The organism is Virgifigura deserti, from assembly GCA_003576685.1.
Lineage (GTDB): Bacteria > Pseudomonadota > Alphaproteobacteria > Dongiales > Dongiaceae > Virgifigura > Virgifigura deserti.
Genome location: QOZR01000009.1, coordinates 27,696 through 44,029, shown reverse-complemented (window position 1 = coordinate 44,029; position 16,334 = coordinate 27,696). Strand labels below are relative to the sequence as shown.

Sequence of the window (16,334 nt, the reverse complement as noted above, 5' to 3'; positions counted from 1 at the left end):
ATCAATCTGCTTTCGGGATGTTACCGCGGTGTGGGGCGTCAGGGATAAGCGCCGTCCTTTAATGTAGTGCTGCTCTTCAGCGTACTGTAGGCCTGATTGATCAATTTTAGCTGCTCTTCGGCGGACTTGTCGCCTCCATTGGCGTCCGGATGGAGCAGTTTCACCAAGTCCTTGTAACGGATCTTCACCGCCTCCATCGTGACCGGAGGCGTGAGGTTGAGGACGGCCAGCGCCTGCTCCTCCGGCGTCCGGATCTCGCGCCGCCGGGTCTGGTCCTCCCGCTGTCGCCGCCGATCCTCGTTGAAGAGCCCGAACCCGTCCTGCAGGTCGTCGATCGTCGGGCCGCGCCCGCCCGAGTTCCAGCCGCCAAGGCGCCAGGTCGGCCGCTGCCAGACCGTGTCCTCGCGGATATGCGCCTCGATCTCTTCCGAGCTCATGCCCTCGTAATAGTTCCACATGCGGTTGTAGTCGCGGATATGGTCGAGGCAGAACCAGTAATATTCGTTCAGCCGCTGGCGCGCCTTGGGCGCGCGATAAAGGCCCGCTTCGGTGCAGCGGGGATGGTCGCAACCCTGCGAGGGCGGCGCTCCTTCATCCGGCAGGAAGGTCTGGGCACGGGAACCGGGTTTACGCATTGGCAGAGTATGGGGTGGCCCTTGATTGCTGGCAAGCCGGCCCGCGTGAAAAGCCGCCGTTCAGAGACTCTTAACGCTCACGCTGGTCGGCGAGGTTGACGAAGAGAAGGCCGGCCAGGATCAGCCCGAAGCCGGCCAGAAGCGTTGCCGTCAGGGACTCGCCGAGGCTGAGGGCCGAGACGGCGACGCCGACGACGGGGACGCCGAGGAAACCGAGGGAGGTTGTGATCGCCGGCAGGGCGCGCGTAACCGTGACAGCCGCCCAATAGCAGAATGCCGATGCGATCGGGCCGTTGTAGATCAGCACCATCAGCAACTCGCCCGACCAGCGGATCGGCGCGTCGCCTTCGAGCCAGAGGGCAAGCCCCAGCAGCGGCGGGAGCGCGACCAGCATCTGCCACGGCGCGAGCTGCAAGGGTGACAGATGCCAGACATGCCTACGAATGTGCAGGATCGCACCCGCCCAGATGATGGCCGCCAGCATCAGCAGGCCGTTGCCCAGGACGACCTCGCTGCGCGTCCAATCGAACCCGAACGGGTTGAACATCACCGCGACGCCGGCGAGGCCGAGCAGCAGGCCGATAAGCTTCAGCCGTGTGACCCGCTCGCCCAGCAGGAGCACCGCGCCGGGCACCACCCAGAGCGGGGTGGTGTAGGCCAGGATCGCCGACCGCCCCGCATCGACATGCAGCAGGCCGAAATTCACCAGCGCCAGGAAGCCCGCCATCTGCAGGAGGCCGACGCTGAGGAGCAGCGGGAGATCGTGCCTCGTCGGGCGGGCCAGCCGACCGGAGAGCGCGAGCACGCCAAACAGCGTGATCGCACCCATCGCCATGCGCGCGACCGCAAACCAGAGCGGCGGGATATGGTTCAGCCCCACCTTCATGACCGGCCAGTTGGCGCCCCACAACAGGATGACGAGCAACAGCAGCAAATAGGCACTGCCGCGTGACGCCGTTGCCGCGCTCGGGACGGCTGTACTCCGGCGAGAGGTTTCTGCCAAGTTCCGGTTACCTTTGCGTGGCGCCGTCGTTGCGCCGAAGCCGCGGAGCGCTTATCTCCTGGCGGCTGGCGCAATCGTGTAGCGAATGGAGCGGGAGATGCGGGTCGCGGATCGAATCGAGCGGAAGCTGACGGACGCCCTGGCGCCGACGCGATTGCGCGTGATCGACGAATCGCATCTGCATGCCGGTCACGCCGGCGCGCGGCCGGAGGGGGAAACGCATTTCCGGGTGGAGATCACGACGCCCGCCTTCGACGGATTGTCGCGCGTCGCCCGGCAGCGACGCGTCTACGAGGTACTGGCCGAGGAGTTGCGCGGGCCGGTGCATGCGCTGGCACTGCAGACGCGCACGCCGGCGGAGGAGCAGCCGGGCTGACTCCGGGCGGGATCTCGAAGGACCGAGCCGGGTCGGGAGGCCACTCTTCTTTGTCATGCCCGGGCTTGATCCACGGCTGCCCGGTTTAAGCGGGGCGCCCGTATTTGGTGAAACGCCTGTTCTGGCATGCAGCCTCCCATTGTCATGCTCGGCAATGACAGAATGGGATAATTCCAAAGTCATTTAGGCTGCTTTACTTGCCAGTGTAATAGCGCGGCCAGAAGCGCTTCACGACCTCGCCGTCGGTGGCCAGGGCGTGGCAGGTGTCCAGATGCGGCGGTCGTCTTTCCTTCGCGCTTGCGTCGCCGCGTCCGCTCATCGCCGGATAGATCGTCTGGAAGGCGACCGTGGCGAGCGCCCCCAGCATCTCGAGCTGGTGGGTGCAACCCTTGACCCCACCCAGCAATTGCCGGATCCGGCGATGCCAACCCGGAGCGACGCGCTCTCCCTTGACGACGGCGAAGTTCGGCGTGATCGCGGGGCAGGTGCGGAACGGGCCGGCCGCCGTCACGACCTCGATGTCCCGGACGACGAAGTCGTCGTCAAGGGTCAAGCGGATCCACATGTCGTGAATCGGCTCGCCCCGGGCGATCCCGCCGCGCCATTCGTTGGGAAAGCTATAGGTCTTGGCGTCGGTCATGTGACCTTCGATATCCCAAAGGCCGTCCGAGCGGCGGTAGCCGCGGAAATCGAACTTGCGCGTATGCAGATGCTCTCGCTCGACGGGGGCTGACAGCGCCATATATCCAGTCTCTTTTCGATCTGCGGAGTGACCGCGGAGCCTATAGACTGCCGCAACGGTGCGTCAATCGCGGCCGCGGCGGCGTTCCTGTTCTCAGGCGGCCCCTTCGGGGCTGACGGGCTCGGTCTCGCCACTGCCCGAACTGCCGGGCGTAACACGCAATGTCTTGATCTGGTTGCGCTGGCGCTCCAGCACCTCGAAACGGAAGCCGTGGAACACGAACACCTGCCCTTTTTCCGGGATCTGCCGCGCTTCGTGCAGCACCAGGCCGGCGATCGTCGAGGCTTCCTCGTCGGGCAGCCGCCAGTTGAACTCCCGGTTCAGGTCGCGAATGGTGACCACGCCGCTCACCGTGTAGGAGCCGTCGCTCTCGACTTTCACCCCTGCGACGCTGACATCATGTTCGTCGGCGATGTCGCCGACGATCTCCTCCAGGATATCCTCGAGCGTCACGATTCCCATTAGGGCGCCATACTCGTCGACGACGAGGGCGAAGTGCTCGCGTCGCGTCCGGAACGCCTGGAGCTGGGCCAGCAGGCTGGTGGTGTCGGGAATGAACCAGGGTGCCGCCGCCAACTGCACGACATCAAGCCCGGCGACCGAGCCGCCATTGGCCTGCATCGCCCGCAGCAGCGCCTTCACATGCAGGACGCCGATGATGTTGTCGGGCTCGCCCCGCCAGAGCGGGATGCGCGTATAGGGGCTGTTCAGCACCTCGTCGATGATCTGCGCCGGGGGCAAGTCCGCCTCGACCAGCACGATGTTCCGACGATGCACCATGATGTCGCTGACCTCGACATCATCAAGGTCGAGGATGCTGTGCAGCATCGCGCCGGCGTGGTGCACCTCGACGGCCGAGCCGGCGTGCAGGTCGATCGCGCCGCGCAACTCCTCCTCCGTCGAATCGGTGCCGATATTGGCGACGACCTTCACTCCGAACAGCCGGAAGATCCAGCGGACAATGAACTGAACTACGCGCGTGACAGGGCTGAATATCAGGACGATCGGCTGCATCACCCGGGCGATGGCAAGCGCCATCTTGTCGGCGTTGTTGATCGCGTAGGTCTTCGGCATCACCTCGCCGAACAGCAGAACCAGCGCCGTCATGCCAATCGTCGCATAGATGATTCCGGTCTCGCCGAACAGTGCGATCAGGACGCTCGTTGCCAGGGCCGAGCCCAGAATATTGACCAGGTTGTTGCCGAGCAGAATGGCGCCGATCACACGTTCCATATGCGCGCGCAGTCGGTTGACCCGCGCCGCGGCGCGATTGCCCTGCAGTTCGAGCGTGTGCATGCGCGAGCGCGAGGCCGCGGTGAGCGCCGTCTCCGATCCGGAGAAGAAGGCGGAGAGGGCCAATAGCAGAACAATCGCGCAAATCGTCACGGCCATCGTCGATTCATCCTCGAGATAATTCTTCTGGCGCGATCACGGCGTTGCCGGCGCGACGCAGACGCTCCCATCCATCGGCCCGATTCATCAACTATGCGGCGATCGCGCCCTGCAATAGACGGTGCACCTCATGGAGCTCGACATCGCGGGCCAGAAACGCCTCGCCGATGCCGCGGGCCAGGACGAAGGTGATCTTGCCGTCCTGGACTTTTTTATCCTGCTGCATGTGCTCGATCAGGCGGTCCGGATCCCAGACCCGGTCGCTGATGGCGGCCGGCGTCGTCGGCAGGCCGACGCTGGCGAGATGACGGCTGACCCGCGCCGCATCCTCGAGCGGGCAGAGGCCGAGGCGGGCGGACAGGTCGAACGCCATGACCATGCCGACCGCCACCGCCTCGCCATGCAGCAGCTCATCGGAATAACCGCACTCGGCTTCCAGGGCATGCCCGAAGGTATGGCCGAAATTGAGCAGCGCGCGGGCGCCGGCCTCACGCTCGTCGCTCGCCACGACGGCGGCCTTGGCGGCGCAGCTCTTCAGCACGGCATGCTGGCGGGCCGCCTCGTCACCCTCGATCAGCCCCGCCGCGTGACCCTCGAGCCAACCGAAGAACGCGGCATCGCCGATCAGCCCGTACTTCGCTACCTCAGCATAGCCCGCGGCGAGCTCGCGGCGCGGCAGGGTCGACAACGCGTCGATGTCGGCGATCACCAGCCGGGGCTGATAGAAGCTGCCGACCAGGTTCTTGCCGTGAGTCGTATTGATCCCGGTCTTGCCGCCGACGGAGCTGTCGACCTGGGCGAGCAGGGTCGTCGGGATCTGGATGAAATCGATGCCCCGCAGCACGATGCTGGCGGCGAAGCCGCCAAGGTCGCCGATGACGCCGCCGCCGAGCGCGACGAGTGTCGTGCCCCGCTCGACCCGAGCGGCGAGCAGCGCGTCGACCACGCGCGCAAGCTCTCCGAAACTCTTCGTCTGCTCGCCCACCGGAACGATGATCGCCTCATGCGCGATGCCGGCGTCGTCCAGCGCCCGGGTCAGCGTGGCCAGATAGAGGTCGGCGACCGCCCGGTCGGACAGCACGATGACGCGCGGCTGTTTCAGCAACGGCTTGATACAATGCCCCGCCGTCGCCAGCAGGCCGCTGCCGACCAAAATCTCATAGCTGCGGGCGCCGAGATCGACGCCGAGGCGCTCGATGGAACTCACTTTACGACTCGCCGTCCGATGTCGCCCATTGATTGTCCACCAGGCCGCTGCAGATATAGGGCGAGGGCGCCGAGCACCTTTTCCGTGGTCATTTCAGGCGGCCCGTCGTCGCTGTCGACCGTCAGGTCTGCTTCAGCATAGATCGGATATCGCTGCGCCATCAGGTCCTCAAGCCGCTTGCGCGGATCGTCGACCTGCAGCAACGGACGGTCGTTCCGCCGCTGCACCCGGCGCAGCAGCAGGTCCAATTCGGCGCGGAGCCAGACGGATATGCCCTGTTCGCGCACCCGGGCCCTCGTCCGCGGGTCCATGAACGCGCCGCCTCCAGTGGCTAGGATACGAACCGGACCGTCGAGGAGCCGCATGATCACGCGGTGCTCGCCGTCGCGGAAGCCCTGCTCGCCATGGCGTGCGAAGATCTCCGGGATCGAGCAGCCGGCGGCCTCCTCGATTTCGCGATCCGCATCCACGAAGGCGAGATCCAGCCGTGCCGCCAGCCGGCGGCCGACGCAGCTCTTGCCGGCGCCCATGAGGCCGACGAGAACAATGGTCCTTGGAACATGCAGGGCGGCGGTCGAAGTCATCTCAGCGGACGCGATCCCGATCTCAGTGGTTCCAGGCGGTCCGCCCACGGGGATCGGGAGACGATCCGCCATCGTTGAATCCTCGTTCATGCATCGGTAGACTGCCGCAAACTCGCCATAAACGAAATCTAGCATAAATCGCTCGATAAGTTGCAACCCACCATCCCCCCGGAATGTTCGCGACGTTGCGGCCGTTCCGGTTAAATTCCTGCCAAGTCCCTGACCGAGCCCTTTGACCGAATAGAGTTCATGAAAAAAATTCTGTTAATTGCCGCTCTCGCTGTCGTCGTTCTCATCGGCGGCGGTCTGACCGTCCTCGCGACCTGGAATATTCCCGCACCGACGCAGCCGGTCGAGAAGGTCATTTCCAATGACCGCTTTACCTTCTAGGTGGCGGCGGACTAGTTGGCGGTCGGGAGCGGGATTGTCCCCATTGCCCGCAAGTCTCGGCGGGCTCGTCCTCTTTCTGGGATTCAGCGCGGTTGGTCCGGCTCTGGCGGAGACGGGGACCGACTTGGCGCAGGTCGGCCCGCCGACCCTGCTCGGGCCGATGACGGGATCGGACGATAGCCCGGGCGATACGAACAGGGCGACTGACAATGGAGCGATTGACGGTGGAGTGACTGGCGGCGGGGCGCCCCCACCGACAGGAGCGCCCGGACTGCCGCGCACGCCGTCCGGGATCGAAGTCACGCCGCTGCCGGAAGCCAGGACCGACTATGCCGGCGTCCTCGGCGCGGAGGACGGGGGGTTGGGCGCGACGATGTGGCGCGGCACGGACCGCGCCCTGGTGACGCGACTGCTGCCGAATCTTCCGGTGACGACGCGGTCGCCGACAATGCAGGAATTGACGCGGCGGCTCCTGCTCTCCTCGGCGGAGGCTCCCGCTGGCGGTGGGGGCGACGAGAACCTGATTGCGCTGCGGGCGGAGCGCCTGGCCGCGATGGGCCGCTATCAGGATGCCGCCAGCCTGCTTCGCCTGATGCGGGAGCGCGACATCGACGAGACCGCGGCTCGACTCACGGTGGACGCGCTGCTTTTGGCAAACGATCTCGATGCCGCTTGCTCGGAGACCGGGAGCTGGATTCAGCAGTTCAACGAGGAAGTCTATTGGCAGAAGGCGCTGATCTTCTGCCAGACCCGCGCCGGACAGCTTGACGAGGCGGCGCTGGGGCTCGGCCTGCTGCGGGAACAGGGCCGCGTGGACGACGACGCTTTCTACAGGCTGGTCGACGCGCTGAGCGGCGTCGAGGGTGCGACGGTGGAGGCATTACCGGCGCCCTCGCCCCTGCATCTTGCGATGCTGCGAGCGGCTGGGCAGCCGGTGCCGGAAAGCATTCTGGAGTCGGAGAATCCGACGATTCTTGCCGGAGTCGCCACCGGCCCGGGCGCCGAGCCTGCTCTGCGGCTTTCCGCGGCCGAGCGGGCTGCGGCCGTCGGGGCCCTGCCGATCGAGGATCTGCGGCGCATCTATGCCGACCAGCCGATCGAACCGGCCGAACTGGATGCGGCGTTGAGCCTTGCCGAGAAGGAGCCGGGGCCGCGCAGCCGTGCGGCACTCTATCAGGCGGCCGCTCGGGTCTCGCAGGCGGTCGCCCGTGCAACGATCCTGCAGAAGGCGCTCGAGCTGGCGCTCCAGAACGGCGGCTACCCTGTCGCGGTGCAGGTCAATCTGCCGTTTCTGACGGAGCTCACCCCGGCACCCGAACTTGCCTGGTTCGCTCTCGACGCCGGTCGCGCGCTTTACTTCGCCGGCCGGCATGAGCTTGCAGACTCATGGCGCCTGCTTGCGCAGGAGGAAGCGTCGCGGGATTCGGAGGCGGCCACAGCGGCGTCCACTCTCTGGCTGCTGGCCCGAATCGCGGGCATGGGCGATCAGCCTCTGGTGTGGGACGCCGCCTCGGTCGCGGCCTGGCGCGACCACCAGGCTGCCGGCGGCGACGATCACGCCACCCAGCGCGCCGCCCGGCTCTTCGCCGTGTTGGAGGCTCTCGACGAACCTGTCGGCGCGGCCTGGCAGGTGCTCGCCGACGGCGCGCCTCCGGACCGGCAGACGCTGCCGGACGCGGCGCTGTGGTTCGTCCTCGGCGATGCCGCCGATGCGGGCCGGGTCGGTGAAACCGTTCTGCTTGCGTTGATCAGCCTGGGTCAGGACGGTCCCGCGATGGCCAACCCGATCATCCTCAGCCGAGTCCTGTCGAGCCTGCGCGCGATCGGTTTCGAGGCGGAAGCTCGCGCGCTCGGCCTCGAGGCGGCGATCGCGAGCGGCGTCTGACCGACCGGAATGGCCGCGCCCGACAGGCTCGGATCCCAAACGGCCGGCGCTGCCGGTGCAATGCACCTGCCGGGGCGCCATCTTCAGGCATTTCTCGAAATGCTGGTGGCGGAACGCAACGCCGCCGCCAATACGGTCGAGGCCTATCGCCGCGATCTCGAGAATTTCACCGGCTTTCTCGCCCGGCGCGGGACGCGACCGGAGACGGCCGACGGGGAGGCGATCAGCGCCTATCTCGCCCAGATGTCCCGGGCTGGCATGGCGCCGCGCACGACGGCACGCCACCTGTCCGCCATTCGGCAATATTACCGGTTCCTCGTCGGTGACGGAGTCAGGGTCGATGATCCCTCGGCGCTGATCGACAGTCCGCGCCAGGGCCGACCGCTCCCGAAGCTGCTGACCGAGCACGAGGTCGACAGGCTGCTGACGGCCGCGCGGTCAAGGAAAGGTGCGGACGGTACTCGGCTGGCGGCCTTGGTCGAGATGCTGTATGCGACCGGCCTGCGCGCGTCGGAGCTGATCGCCCTGCCGTTGGCGGCCGTGCTGCGTGATACGCGGGTCTTGATGGTGCGCGGGAAGGGCGGCAAGGAGCGGATAGTCCCGCTGAGCGAGCCGGCGCGCGACGCGCTTGCCAGATATCTGGAGCGGCGGGCGGAGTTCCTGCCGAAGAACGGCCGCCGCAAGGAGTCGATCTGGCTTTTCCCATCCTACGGCGGAAGCGGCCATTTGACGCGGCATCGCCTGGCCCAGCTGCTGAAGGAACTGGCCATCGAGGCGAAGATTTATCCCAGCAAGGTGTCGCCTCATATCCTGCGGCATGCCTTCGCCAGCCATCTCCTGGATCACGGGGCTGATCTGCGCAGTGTTCAGCAGATGCTCGGACATGCCGATATCTCGACGACGCAGATCTATACCCATGTGGCGAGCGAGCGGATGAAGGCGCTGGTGCGCGATCGCCACCCGCTCGCGGCGGTGGGTGCGGGCCGATCGAGAGCCCGCAAACCGGGTTGATGCGTCATTTCGCGCGGTTGACAAGCGATGCTGCGACGCGGCATCTAACGACACGCACGAGTTCTGGCGGCCGGCCTACACCAGACCGGCTCGCTGTTCCATTCACAAATCCAAGCGTGGCGGGAGGGTGAGATGAGCTTCAAGATTGTCGAGCAGGCGCCTCCACGACTCAATCGCAGCGAGTTGGCCGTCCCGGGCAGCCAGCCGCAGCTGTTCGAAAAAGCGGCCAAATCGGCAGCCGATGTCATCTTTTTGGATCTCGAGGATGCGGTCGCGCCCGACGACAAGGCCCAGGCCCGCAAGAACATCATTGCCGCGCTACGGGACGTCGATTGGGGCAGCAAGACGCTCTCGGTCCGCATCAACGGCCTCGACACGCATTTCATGTACCGGGACGTCGTCGACGTCATCGAGCAGGGCGGCGAGCGGCTCGACCTGATCATGATTCCAAAGGTCGGCACCGCCGCCGACATTTACGCCGTCGATATGCTGGTGACCCAGTGCGAGGCCGCCATCGGCCGCAAGAAGCGGATCGGCTTCGAGATGATCGTCGAGACGGCGCTCGGCATGGCCAATATTGACGAGATCGCCGCGGCCAGCCCCCGCAATGAATCGCTGCATTTCGGTGTCGCCGATTTCGCCGCCTCGACGAAGGCCCGGACCACCAATATCGGCGGCGTGAACCGCGACTACGCCGTGCTGACCGACGCGGAGCCTGGCGAGCAGCGGCAGGTGCATTGGGGCGACATGTGGCACTACGCGATCGCCCGCCTCGTCGTGGCGGCGCGCGCCAACGGGCTGCGTCCGGTTGACGGGCCCTTCGGCGATTTCTCCGATGCCGAGGGTTATCGCGCCGCCGCCAACCGTGCCGGCGTTCTCGGCTGCGAGGGCAAGTGGGCGATTCATCCGTCCCAGATCAGTCTCGCCAACGAGCTTTTCAGCCCGAGCGAGGCAGAGGTCATGAAGGCGGAGCGGATCATCCAGGCGATGAAGGATGCCGCGCGCGAAGGCAAGGGCGCGGTGTCGCTCGATGGCAAGCTGATCGACCTTGCCTCGATTCGGCAGGCGGAGGTGCTGGTTCAGAAGGCAAAGCAGATCTCAGCCAGCGCCTGATGCCAGACCAATAACGGAGACCCGCCGCACCGCGGGCTCCGAACCTGATCGTACGGTTCGGAGCCCGTCGCGGCTCTCGAAGCCATAGTGACCCGGCGTGATCCGGGTGCCTGCGCTTGCAGAATCTATCAACCTTCCGTGAAACCTGTTAACTACACTTTCAGTCGTGCCGGGCTTTGTTGAGCGCCGGCGCCAAAGTGGCTGTGAGCTTCGCGGAAGCCGAGTCTTGTTGGATTTGACGGTCGCGGCCCGATGGGGCGCGGTAGGGGGAACTTAATGCCGACCTTCCTGGAATTCGAAAAGCCGATCGCCGAACTCGAGAGCAAGATCGAGGAGCTGCGGCATCTTTCGGACGCGGGGGACATCAATATCGCCGAGGAGGTCGGGAGACTTCAAGCGAAGGCGGACCGGCTACTTCGGCAGACCTATGGCCGCTTGACGCCGTGGCAGAAGACTCTGGTGGCGCGTCATCCCGAACGCCCGCATTTCAGCGACTATGTACAAGCGCTGATGGAGGACTTCACGCCGCTTGCCGGCGACCGCGCCTTCGCCGACGATCACGCCATCGTCGGCGGCCTCGGCCGGTTTCGTGACCATTCGATCGTCCTCATCGGGCATGAGAAGGGACAGGATACGGCCTCGCGGGTGGCCCATAATTTCGGCATGGCGCGCCCGGAGGGCTATCGCAAGGCGCAGCGCCTGATGGAACTCGCCGACCGGTTTCGGCTGCCGGTGATCACGCTGGTCGATACCCCGGGCGCCTATCCCGGCGTCGACGCCGAAGCGCGCGGCCAGGCGCAGGCGATCGCGCGGTGCATCGAGACCTGTCTCCGCATCCGGGTGCCACTGGTCTCGGCGATCATCGGCGAAGGCGGGTCCGGCGGGGCGATCGCGCTCGCCGCCGGCAACCGCGTGCTGATGCTGGAGCATGCCGTCTATTCGGTGATCTCGCCGGAAGGCTGCGCCTCGATTCTCTGGCGGAGCGCGGACCAGGCGAAGGAAGCGGCCGAGGCCCTGAAGCTGACCGCCGACGACCTGCTCAGGCTGGGCGTGATCGACGACGTGGTGCCGGAGCCGCTGGGCGGCGCGCATCGCGCACGCGCTCAGACGATCAATGCGCTCGGCGATGCGCTGGAGGCGGCGCTCCGCGAGCTGAAGGAAGGCGATCCCGCCACGCTGCGCAGCCGGCGGCGGGAGAAGTTCCTGGAGATGGGCGAGGGGCGGCTGAGTTAGCTTGTCGAACGTCCTCTTCCCTTGCGGGAAAGGGCTTCCCTTGCGGGAAAGGGCGGAGGGAGCCATTGCCCGGCGATCGGCCTCCTCAGATTTTCCCGTGGCAGTGTTTGTACTTCTTGCCCGAGCCGCAGGGGCACGCGGCGTTGCGGGAGACTTTGCCCCAGGTCTTGGAGTCGTTCGGGTCGAGCGCGGCGGTCGCGGCGCGGCGCGGTGCCGGCGCTGCCGGCGGGCGCACCGGATTGCTCGGGGGTCCCTGCATCTCGGCTTCAGTCGCGCCCGCGCCTACTAGGGCCGGCTCGGCCTGTGCCGGGCGGGCCGCGGCTGGCTGTGCGGCGGCGGGCTGGGGCGGGGGAGCGCTGCGGATCTCGATATGGCTGAGCACGCCGGTCACCGTCTCGCGCAGCTTGCTCAGCATCTCCTCGAACATCTCGAAGGCTTCGCGCTTGTATTCGTTCAGCGGGTCCCGCTGGCCGTAGGCGCGCAGATTGATGCCCTGACGTAGATGATCCAGGCTGTGCAGATGGTCCTTCCAGGCCTGGTCCAGGAGCTGCAGCAGCAGACTCTTCTCCGCCATCCGCATGAAGTCGGCCCCGAAGTTGGCGGCCTTCCCCGCCATCTTGCGATCCGCGGCCTGAGTGATCCGCTCGCGGATCGCTTCCTCGGCGATCCCCTCCTCCTTCGACCAGTCCTCGACTGGAAGGTCGAGGCCGAAGAGGCGCAGGCATTCCTCATGCAGCCCCTTGACATCCCATTGCTCGGCATAGGCGTTCGCCGGGATGAAGCGGGCGATCAAACCGTCGATGACCTCGTGGCGCATGTCGGCGACGGTCTCGTGGAGGTCAGTCGACCGCATCAGGTCCTTGCGCTGCTCGTAGATGACCTTGCGCTGATCGTTCATCACGTTGTCGTACTTCAGCAGATGCTTGCGGGCCTCGAAGTGGCGCGCTTCCACCTTCTGCTGGGCCTTCTCCAGCGCCTTGTTGACCCAGGGGTGGATGATTGCCTCACCTTCCTTCAGGCCGAAGCGCTGCAGCATGGAATCCATGCGCTCGGAGCCGAAGATGCGCATCAGATCGTCTTCGAGGGACAGGAAGAAGCGTGACGCGCCCGGGTCGCCCTGTCGGCCCGACCGGCCGCGGAGCTGGTTATCGATGCGGCGGCTCTCATGCCGCTCGGTGCCGATCACATAGAGGCCGCCGGCATTGAGCGCGACTTCCTTCGCGGCCTGAATCTCTTCCTGGATCTGTTCGATCTTCCGCGCGCGCGCCGCCTCGTCCTCGATGGCGGCCGCCTCCTGCGCGACCCGCATGTCGAAATTGCCGCCGAGCTGGATGTCGGTGCCGCGGCCTGCCATGTTGGTGGCGATCGTTACCGCCCCGGGCACGCCGGCCTGTGCGATGATGGCCGCCTCCTGCTCGTGATAGCGGGCGTTCAGGACCTGGTGCGGGATCTTTTTCTTCTTCAAATGGGCCGACAGCATCTCCGATTTCTCGATGCTGACGGTGCCGACAAGAACCGGCTGCTTCCGCTCCCGGCATTCCTCGACCAGATTGGCGATCGCGTCGTACTTTTCCTTCGCCGTGCGGTAGACCTCGTCGTCATGGTCCTTGCGGATGCAGGGTACGTTCGTCGGAACCTCGGCGACCTCGAGACCATAGGTCTCGGCGAATTCGGCGGCTTCCGTCATCGCGGTGCCGGTCATGCCGGCGAGCTTCGGATAGAGGCGGAAATAATTCTGGAAGGTGATCGAGGCGAGCGTCTGGTTCTCGTTCTGGATCTTTACCTGTTCCTTCGCCTCCAGCGCCTGGTGCAGGCCCTCGGAATAGCGCCGCCCTTCCATCATCCGACCAGTAAACTCGTCGATGATGATGACCTTATCGTCCTTCACGATATAGTCGGTGTCGCGGGTGAACAGCTTGTGCGCCTTGAGCGCCTGGTTCACATGGTGGACCAGCGAGACGCTGTGAATGTCGTAGAGCGAGCCCTTCAGCAGGCCGGCTTCGGTCAGCAGCCGCTCGACGGTCTCGGCGCCTTCCTCGGTCAGCGTAACCTGCCGCGCCTTCTCGTCCTTCTCGTAGTCCGCCTCGCTCAGCTTCGGAATGATGCGATTGACGCTGGTGTAGAGCTCCGACGAATCCTCGGTCGGACCGGAGATGATCAGCGGCGTCCGTGCCTCGTCGATCAGGATGCTGTCGACCTCGTCGACGATCGCGTAGTTGAACTCGCGCTGGACCATGTCCTCCAGGCGAAACTTCATATTGTCGCGGAGATAGTCGAAGCCGAACTCGTTGTTGGTGCCATAGGTGATGTCCGCGGCATAGGCGGCGCGGCGCTCCGGATCGCGCAGGCCGGCGACAATGCAGCCGACGGTCATCCCGAGAAACTGATAGACTTGGCCCATCCAGGCGGCGTCGCGCTGGGCGAGATAGTCGTTTACCGTCACCACATGCACGCCCTTGCCGGCCAGCGCGTTCAGGTAGACGGCGAGCGTTGCCACCAGGGTCTTGCCCTCGCCGGTCCTCATCTCGGCGATCATGCCGCGATGCAGGATCAGGCCGCCCATCAGCTGGACGTCGAAATGCCGCTGCCCAAGCGTGCGCTTCGCCGCCTCGCGGACCGTCGCGAAGGCGTCCGGCAACAGGTCGTCAAGCGTCTCTCCGGCTGCGAGGCGGCCGCGCAGCCATTCGGTCCGGCCGCGCAACTCTTCGTCGGACAGCGTCTGGAGTGACGGCTCCAGGGCGTTTATTGCGGCAACCTGCTTCGTTAAGCTTTTGATGAAACGGTCGTTAGCCGATCCGAAAACCCGCTTCGCAAGGACGGCGAACATCAAGACCTCGATAACGCTGGACGGCGAATAGCATGATTTTTCATGGGTGCCTGAGAGATAGGCTGGCGGGGGAGGGCTGTCAACGACCGGCGCGCGGCTGGTGGTGCTTTGCACCGGCCTTCTCCGCCGCTGCCGGGGCCTGAAAAACCACCAACGTCCCTTGAACATCCGGGGAAAACTCGCTCTCTGGCGAGGCGAACAGCAGGCCGCCGCCCGTCTTGACGAGAACCACGGGGATGCTCGAGTCGGGCGATGGGTCGAGCGCCTCGCGCGTATCCTCGTCCCGCACCGGCTTGAGCTCGAAGCGCCAGCCCTCCGACAGCCGGCGATTCAGCTCCGCCAGGGTCGCCTCGCGGGCGATGATGATCTTTCCCCGCCATTCCCGGTGGAAGCGTTGTGCGGTTTCGCTCCTGTCGGCATAGGCCAGCTGATGGACGTTCTGCTGGCCGAACTCCGGAGCGAACTTCTGGCAGACGAGGGCGTTGAAGGCATCGTCCTCGGTCGCGGCGAGGAGGAACTCGGTTTCCAGCAGAAGCTCCTCCTCCTCTTCCTCCATCGCCAGAAGGTGGCCCGTATGAGTCGTCACGGCGATTCCTTCGGCTGGCCGCAACGCCGCCCCGGAGCGGTCACTCAGCACGACCGGGGTGCCGAGCCGGGTCAGCGCCTTCGTCAAGGCGACCGTCCAATCGCTGGCCCCGACGATAAGCAGACCGGGAGGCCGTTCCGAGGCCAGGCCGAGGAACCGCGACAGGGGTCCCATGATCAGCCCGTGCAGGACCACGGTGACGATAATGATGGAGAAGACCAGCGGCGCAACCATCTCCGCCCCGTCGTACCCTGATCCGGCAAGCCGCGTGCCGGCGAAGCCTGCGAGCGCCGCGACAACGATGCCGCGCGGTGCGATGAGGCCGAGGAACAGCCGTTCCTGCCAAGTCAGGCCCGAGCTGATGGTGGCGATGCCGATGGCCAGCGGCCGCACGACGAGAAGGGCTGCGCCGATGAAGGCGAAGGCCCTCCAATCGAGGTGTAGGAACGTTTCGATATCCAGATTCGCCGTGAGCACGATGAAGACGCCCGAAACCAGAAAGGTGCTAAGCGCCGCCTTGAACCGTCTCAGGTCCTCGATCTCGGGCAGGTTGAAGTTCGCCAATGCGACGCCAAGCACGGCGACGGCGATCAGCCCCGCCTCCGACTGCACGACGTCGGAGAGGGCATAGATCAGCAGCGCCACCGCCAGGACCAGTGGCGACTTGAGGAACTCGGGCACATGGCCCCGATAGAACATGAACCGCATGGCGAAGGCCGTGCCGAACCCAAAGGCCGCGGCGGCCAAGGTCCCCGTCACGAGGCTGAGGGCGACGTCGGTCAGCGGCGCCTCGATCTGGCGCGCCGCATCCCACAGCACCAGGAATTCCAGCACGATCACGGTCAGCACGGCACCGATCGGCTCGTTGACGACGCTTTCCCAGCGCAGCAGGGAATCGGTTCTATGGGCGAGCTTCGCCTGGCGGAGGAGCGGCGTGATCACGGTTGGCCCGGTAATGACCAGCATCACGCCCACGAGGGCGGCAATGGGCCAGGAGAGGCCGGCGATGAAATGCGCGGCCGCCGTGCCCATGGCCGCGATCAGGGGGACTCCCAAGCCGACGATCCGTGCGATGCCCCGGCCGCTCGCCCGGAGCTCCGCGAAGTTCAGGCCAAGGCTCTCCTCCAGGACGATGATGGCGACGGCGAGGCCGATGGCCGGGTCGAGCAGGGCGCCGAAATTCTGCTCGGGACTGAGAATCCGCGTGAGCGGACCGAGCAGAAATCCCGCGGCGAGCAGGATCACGATCGCGGGCAGGCTGAACCGCCAGGCGATCCATTGAGCCGCGATCCCCGCGGTGCTGACCAGAACGATCAGCAGAAGGAGGTGCTCTTCCATTTCTAGGTTATA

Annotated in this window: 14 protein-coding genes; 6 read left to right on the top strand and 8 right to left on the bottom strand. The window is 65.7% G+C overall.

The features are described from left to right. Window positions 1–38: 38 nt before the first annotated feature. Together DT069_RS15975 and DT069_RS15970 are read right to left on the bottom strand one after the other, a co-directional pair. On the bottom strand, window positions 39–635 hold the full coding sequence (locus tag DT069_RS15975; RefSeq protein WP_119461319.1) for a J domain-containing protein: 597 nt from the start codon (window positions 633–635) through the stop codon (window positions 39–41). A 70-nt stretch (window positions 636–705) separates the two neighbouring features. Then, complete coding sequence (locus DT069_RS15970; RefSeq protein WP_425450291.1) at window positions 706–1,569, bottom strand: DMT family transporter; 864 nt, start codon at window positions 1,567–1,569, stop codon at window positions 706–708. A gap of 166 nt (window positions 1,570–1,735) precedes the next feature. On the opposite strand from DT069_RS15970, the gene DT069_RS15965 reads away from it, so the two are divergent. Further along, complete coding sequence (locus tag DT069_RS15965; protein WP_119461318.1) at window positions 1,736–2,014, top strand: BolA family protein; 279 nt, start codon at window positions 1,736–1,738, stop codon at window positions 2,012–2,014. Window positions 2,015–2,207: 193 nt separating this feature from the next. On the opposite strand, the gene DT069_RS15960 is transcribed toward DT069_RS15965, so the two are convergent. The 4 genes from DT069_RS15960 to DT069_RS15945 all read right to left on the bottom strand — a co-directional run bounded on the left by DT069_RS15960 (window position 2,208) and on the right by DT069_RS15945 (window position 5,939). Next, window positions 2,208–2,756, bottom strand: coding sequence for a DUF2889 domain-containing protein (locus tag DT069_RS15960; protein ID WP_119461317.1), 549 nt, complete (start codon window positions 2,754–2,756; stop codon window positions 2,208–2,210). Window positions 2,757–2,849: 93 nt separating this feature from the next. Beyond that, entirely contained in the window at window positions 2,850–4,148 is a 1,299-nt protein-coding gene (locus DT069_RS15955; protein WP_119461316.1) for an HlyC/CorC family transporter, read from the bottom strand. 91 nt (window positions 4,149–4,239) lie between these two features. Then, the gene (gene aroB / locus DT069_RS15950; RefSeq protein ID WP_425450290.1) at window positions 4,240–5,355 is read right to left on the bottom strand and encodes a 3-dehydroquinate synthase; all 1,116 of its coding nucleotides are present in this window, start codon (window positions 5,353–5,355) and stop codon (window positions 4,240–4,242) included. Continuing rightward, complete coding sequence (locus DT069_RS15945; RefSeq protein WP_119461491.1) at window positions 5,352–5,939, bottom strand: shikimate kinase; 588 nt, start codon at window positions 5,937–5,939, stop codon at window positions 5,352–5,354. Before DT069_RS15945 ends, aroB begins: the two co-directional genes overlap by 4 nt. A 249-nt stretch (window positions 5,940–6,188) precedes the next feature. Here DT069_RS15945 and DT069_RS24670 point away from each other — a divergent pair, with 249 nt between their 5' ends. The 5 genes from DT069_RS24670 (at window position 6,189) to DT069_RS15925 (ending at window position 11,571) form a co-directional block, all read left to right on the top strand. Next, window positions 6,189–6,329 (top strand): hypothetical protein, encoded by a 141-nt coding sequence (locus tag DT069_RS24670; protein WP_162913238.1) that lies wholly within the window; start codon window positions 6,189–6,191, stop codon window positions 6,327–6,329. Window positions 6,330–6,363: 34 nt separating this feature from the next. Continuing rightward, entirely contained in the window at window positions 6,364–8,214 is a 1,851-nt protein-coding gene (locus tag DT069_RS15940; protein ID WP_425450289.1) for a serine/threonine-protein kinase, read from the top strand. 9 nt (window positions 8,215–8,223) lie between these two features. Then, window positions 8,224–9,225: a site-specific tyrosine recombinase XerD gene (xerD, locus tag DT069_RS15935; protein WP_425450288.1), complete on the top strand. Its 1,002-nt coding sequence runs from the start codon at window positions 8,224–8,226 to the stop codon at window positions 9,223–9,225. A 132-nt stretch (window positions 9,226–9,357) separates the two neighbouring features. Continuing rightward, entirely contained in the window at window positions 9,358–10,338 is a 981-nt protein-coding gene (locus DT069_RS15930) for an HpcH/HpaI aldolase/citrate lyase family protein (protein WP_119461313.1), read from the top strand. 276 nt (window positions 10,339–10,614) lie between these two features. Continuing rightward, window positions 10,615–11,571, top strand: a complete 957-nt coding sequence (locus DT069_RS15925) for an acetyl-CoA carboxylase carboxyltransferase subunit alpha (protein ID WP_119461312.1) — start codon at window positions 10,615–10,617, stop codon at window positions 11,569–11,571. 85 nt (window positions 11,572–11,656) lie between these two features. On the opposite strand, the gene secA is transcribed toward DT069_RS15925, so the two are convergent. Together secA and DT069_RS15915 are read right to left on the bottom strand one after the other, a co-directional pair. Next, window positions 11,657–14,398 (bottom strand): preprotein translocase subunit SecA, encoded by a 2,742-nt coding sequence (gene secA / locus DT069_RS15920; RefSeq protein WP_119461489.1) that lies wholly within the window; start codon window positions 14,396–14,398, stop codon window positions 11,657–11,659. A 79-nt stretch (window positions 14,399–14,477) separates the two neighbouring features. Beyond that, the gene (locus DT069_RS15915; RefSeq protein WP_162913237.1) at window positions 14,478–16,322 is read right to left on the bottom strand and encodes a cation:proton antiporter; all 1,845 of its coding nucleotides are present in this window, start codon (window positions 16,320–16,322) and stop codon (window positions 14,478–14,480) included. Window positions 16,323–16,334 lie beyond the last annotated feature (12 nt).

Coding starts and splice junctions, on each gene's coding strand:
- DT069_RS15975 (WP_119461319.1), bottom strand. CDS start 635: ATGCGTAAACCCGGTTCCCGTGCCCAGACCTTCCTGCCGGATGAAGGA.
- DT069_RS15965 (WP_119461318.1), top strand. CDS start 1,736: ATGCGGGTCGCGGATCGAATCGAGCGGAAGCTGACGGACGCCCTGGCG.
- DT069_RS15960 (WP_119461317.1), bottom strand. CDS start 2,756: ATGGCGCTGTCAGCCCCCGTCGAGCGAGAGCATCTGCATACGCGCAAG.
- DT069_RS15955 (WP_119461316.1), bottom strand. CDS start 4,148: ATGGCCGTGACGATTTGCGCGATTGTTCTGCTATTGGCCCTCTCCGCC.
- DT069_RS15945 (WP_119461491.1), bottom strand. CDS start 5,939: ATGACTTCGACCGCCGCCCTGCATGTTCCAAGGACCATTGTTCTCGTC.
- DT069_RS24670 (WP_162913238.1), top strand. CDS start 6,189: ATGAAAAAAATTCTGTTAATTGCCGCTCTCGCTGTCGTCGTTCTCATC.
- xerD (WP_425450288.1), top strand. CDS start 8,224: ATGGCCGCGCCCGACAGGCTCGGATCCCAAACGGCCGGCGCTGCCGGT.
- DT069_RS15930 (WP_119461313.1), top strand. CDS start 9,358: ATGAGCTTCAAGATTGTCGAGCAGGCGCCTCCACGACTCAATCGCAGC.
- DT069_RS15925 (WP_119461312.1), top strand. CDS start 10,615: ATGCCGACCTTCCTGGAATTCGAAAAGCCGATCGCCGAACTCGAGAGC.
- secA (WP_119461489.1), bottom strand. CDS start 14,398: ATGTTCGCCGTCCTTGCGAAGCGGGTTTTCGGATCGGCTAACGACCGT.
- DT069_RS15915 (WP_162913237.1), bottom strand. CDS start 16,322: ATGGAAGAGCACCTCCTTCTGCTGATCGTTCTGGTCAGCACCGCGGGG.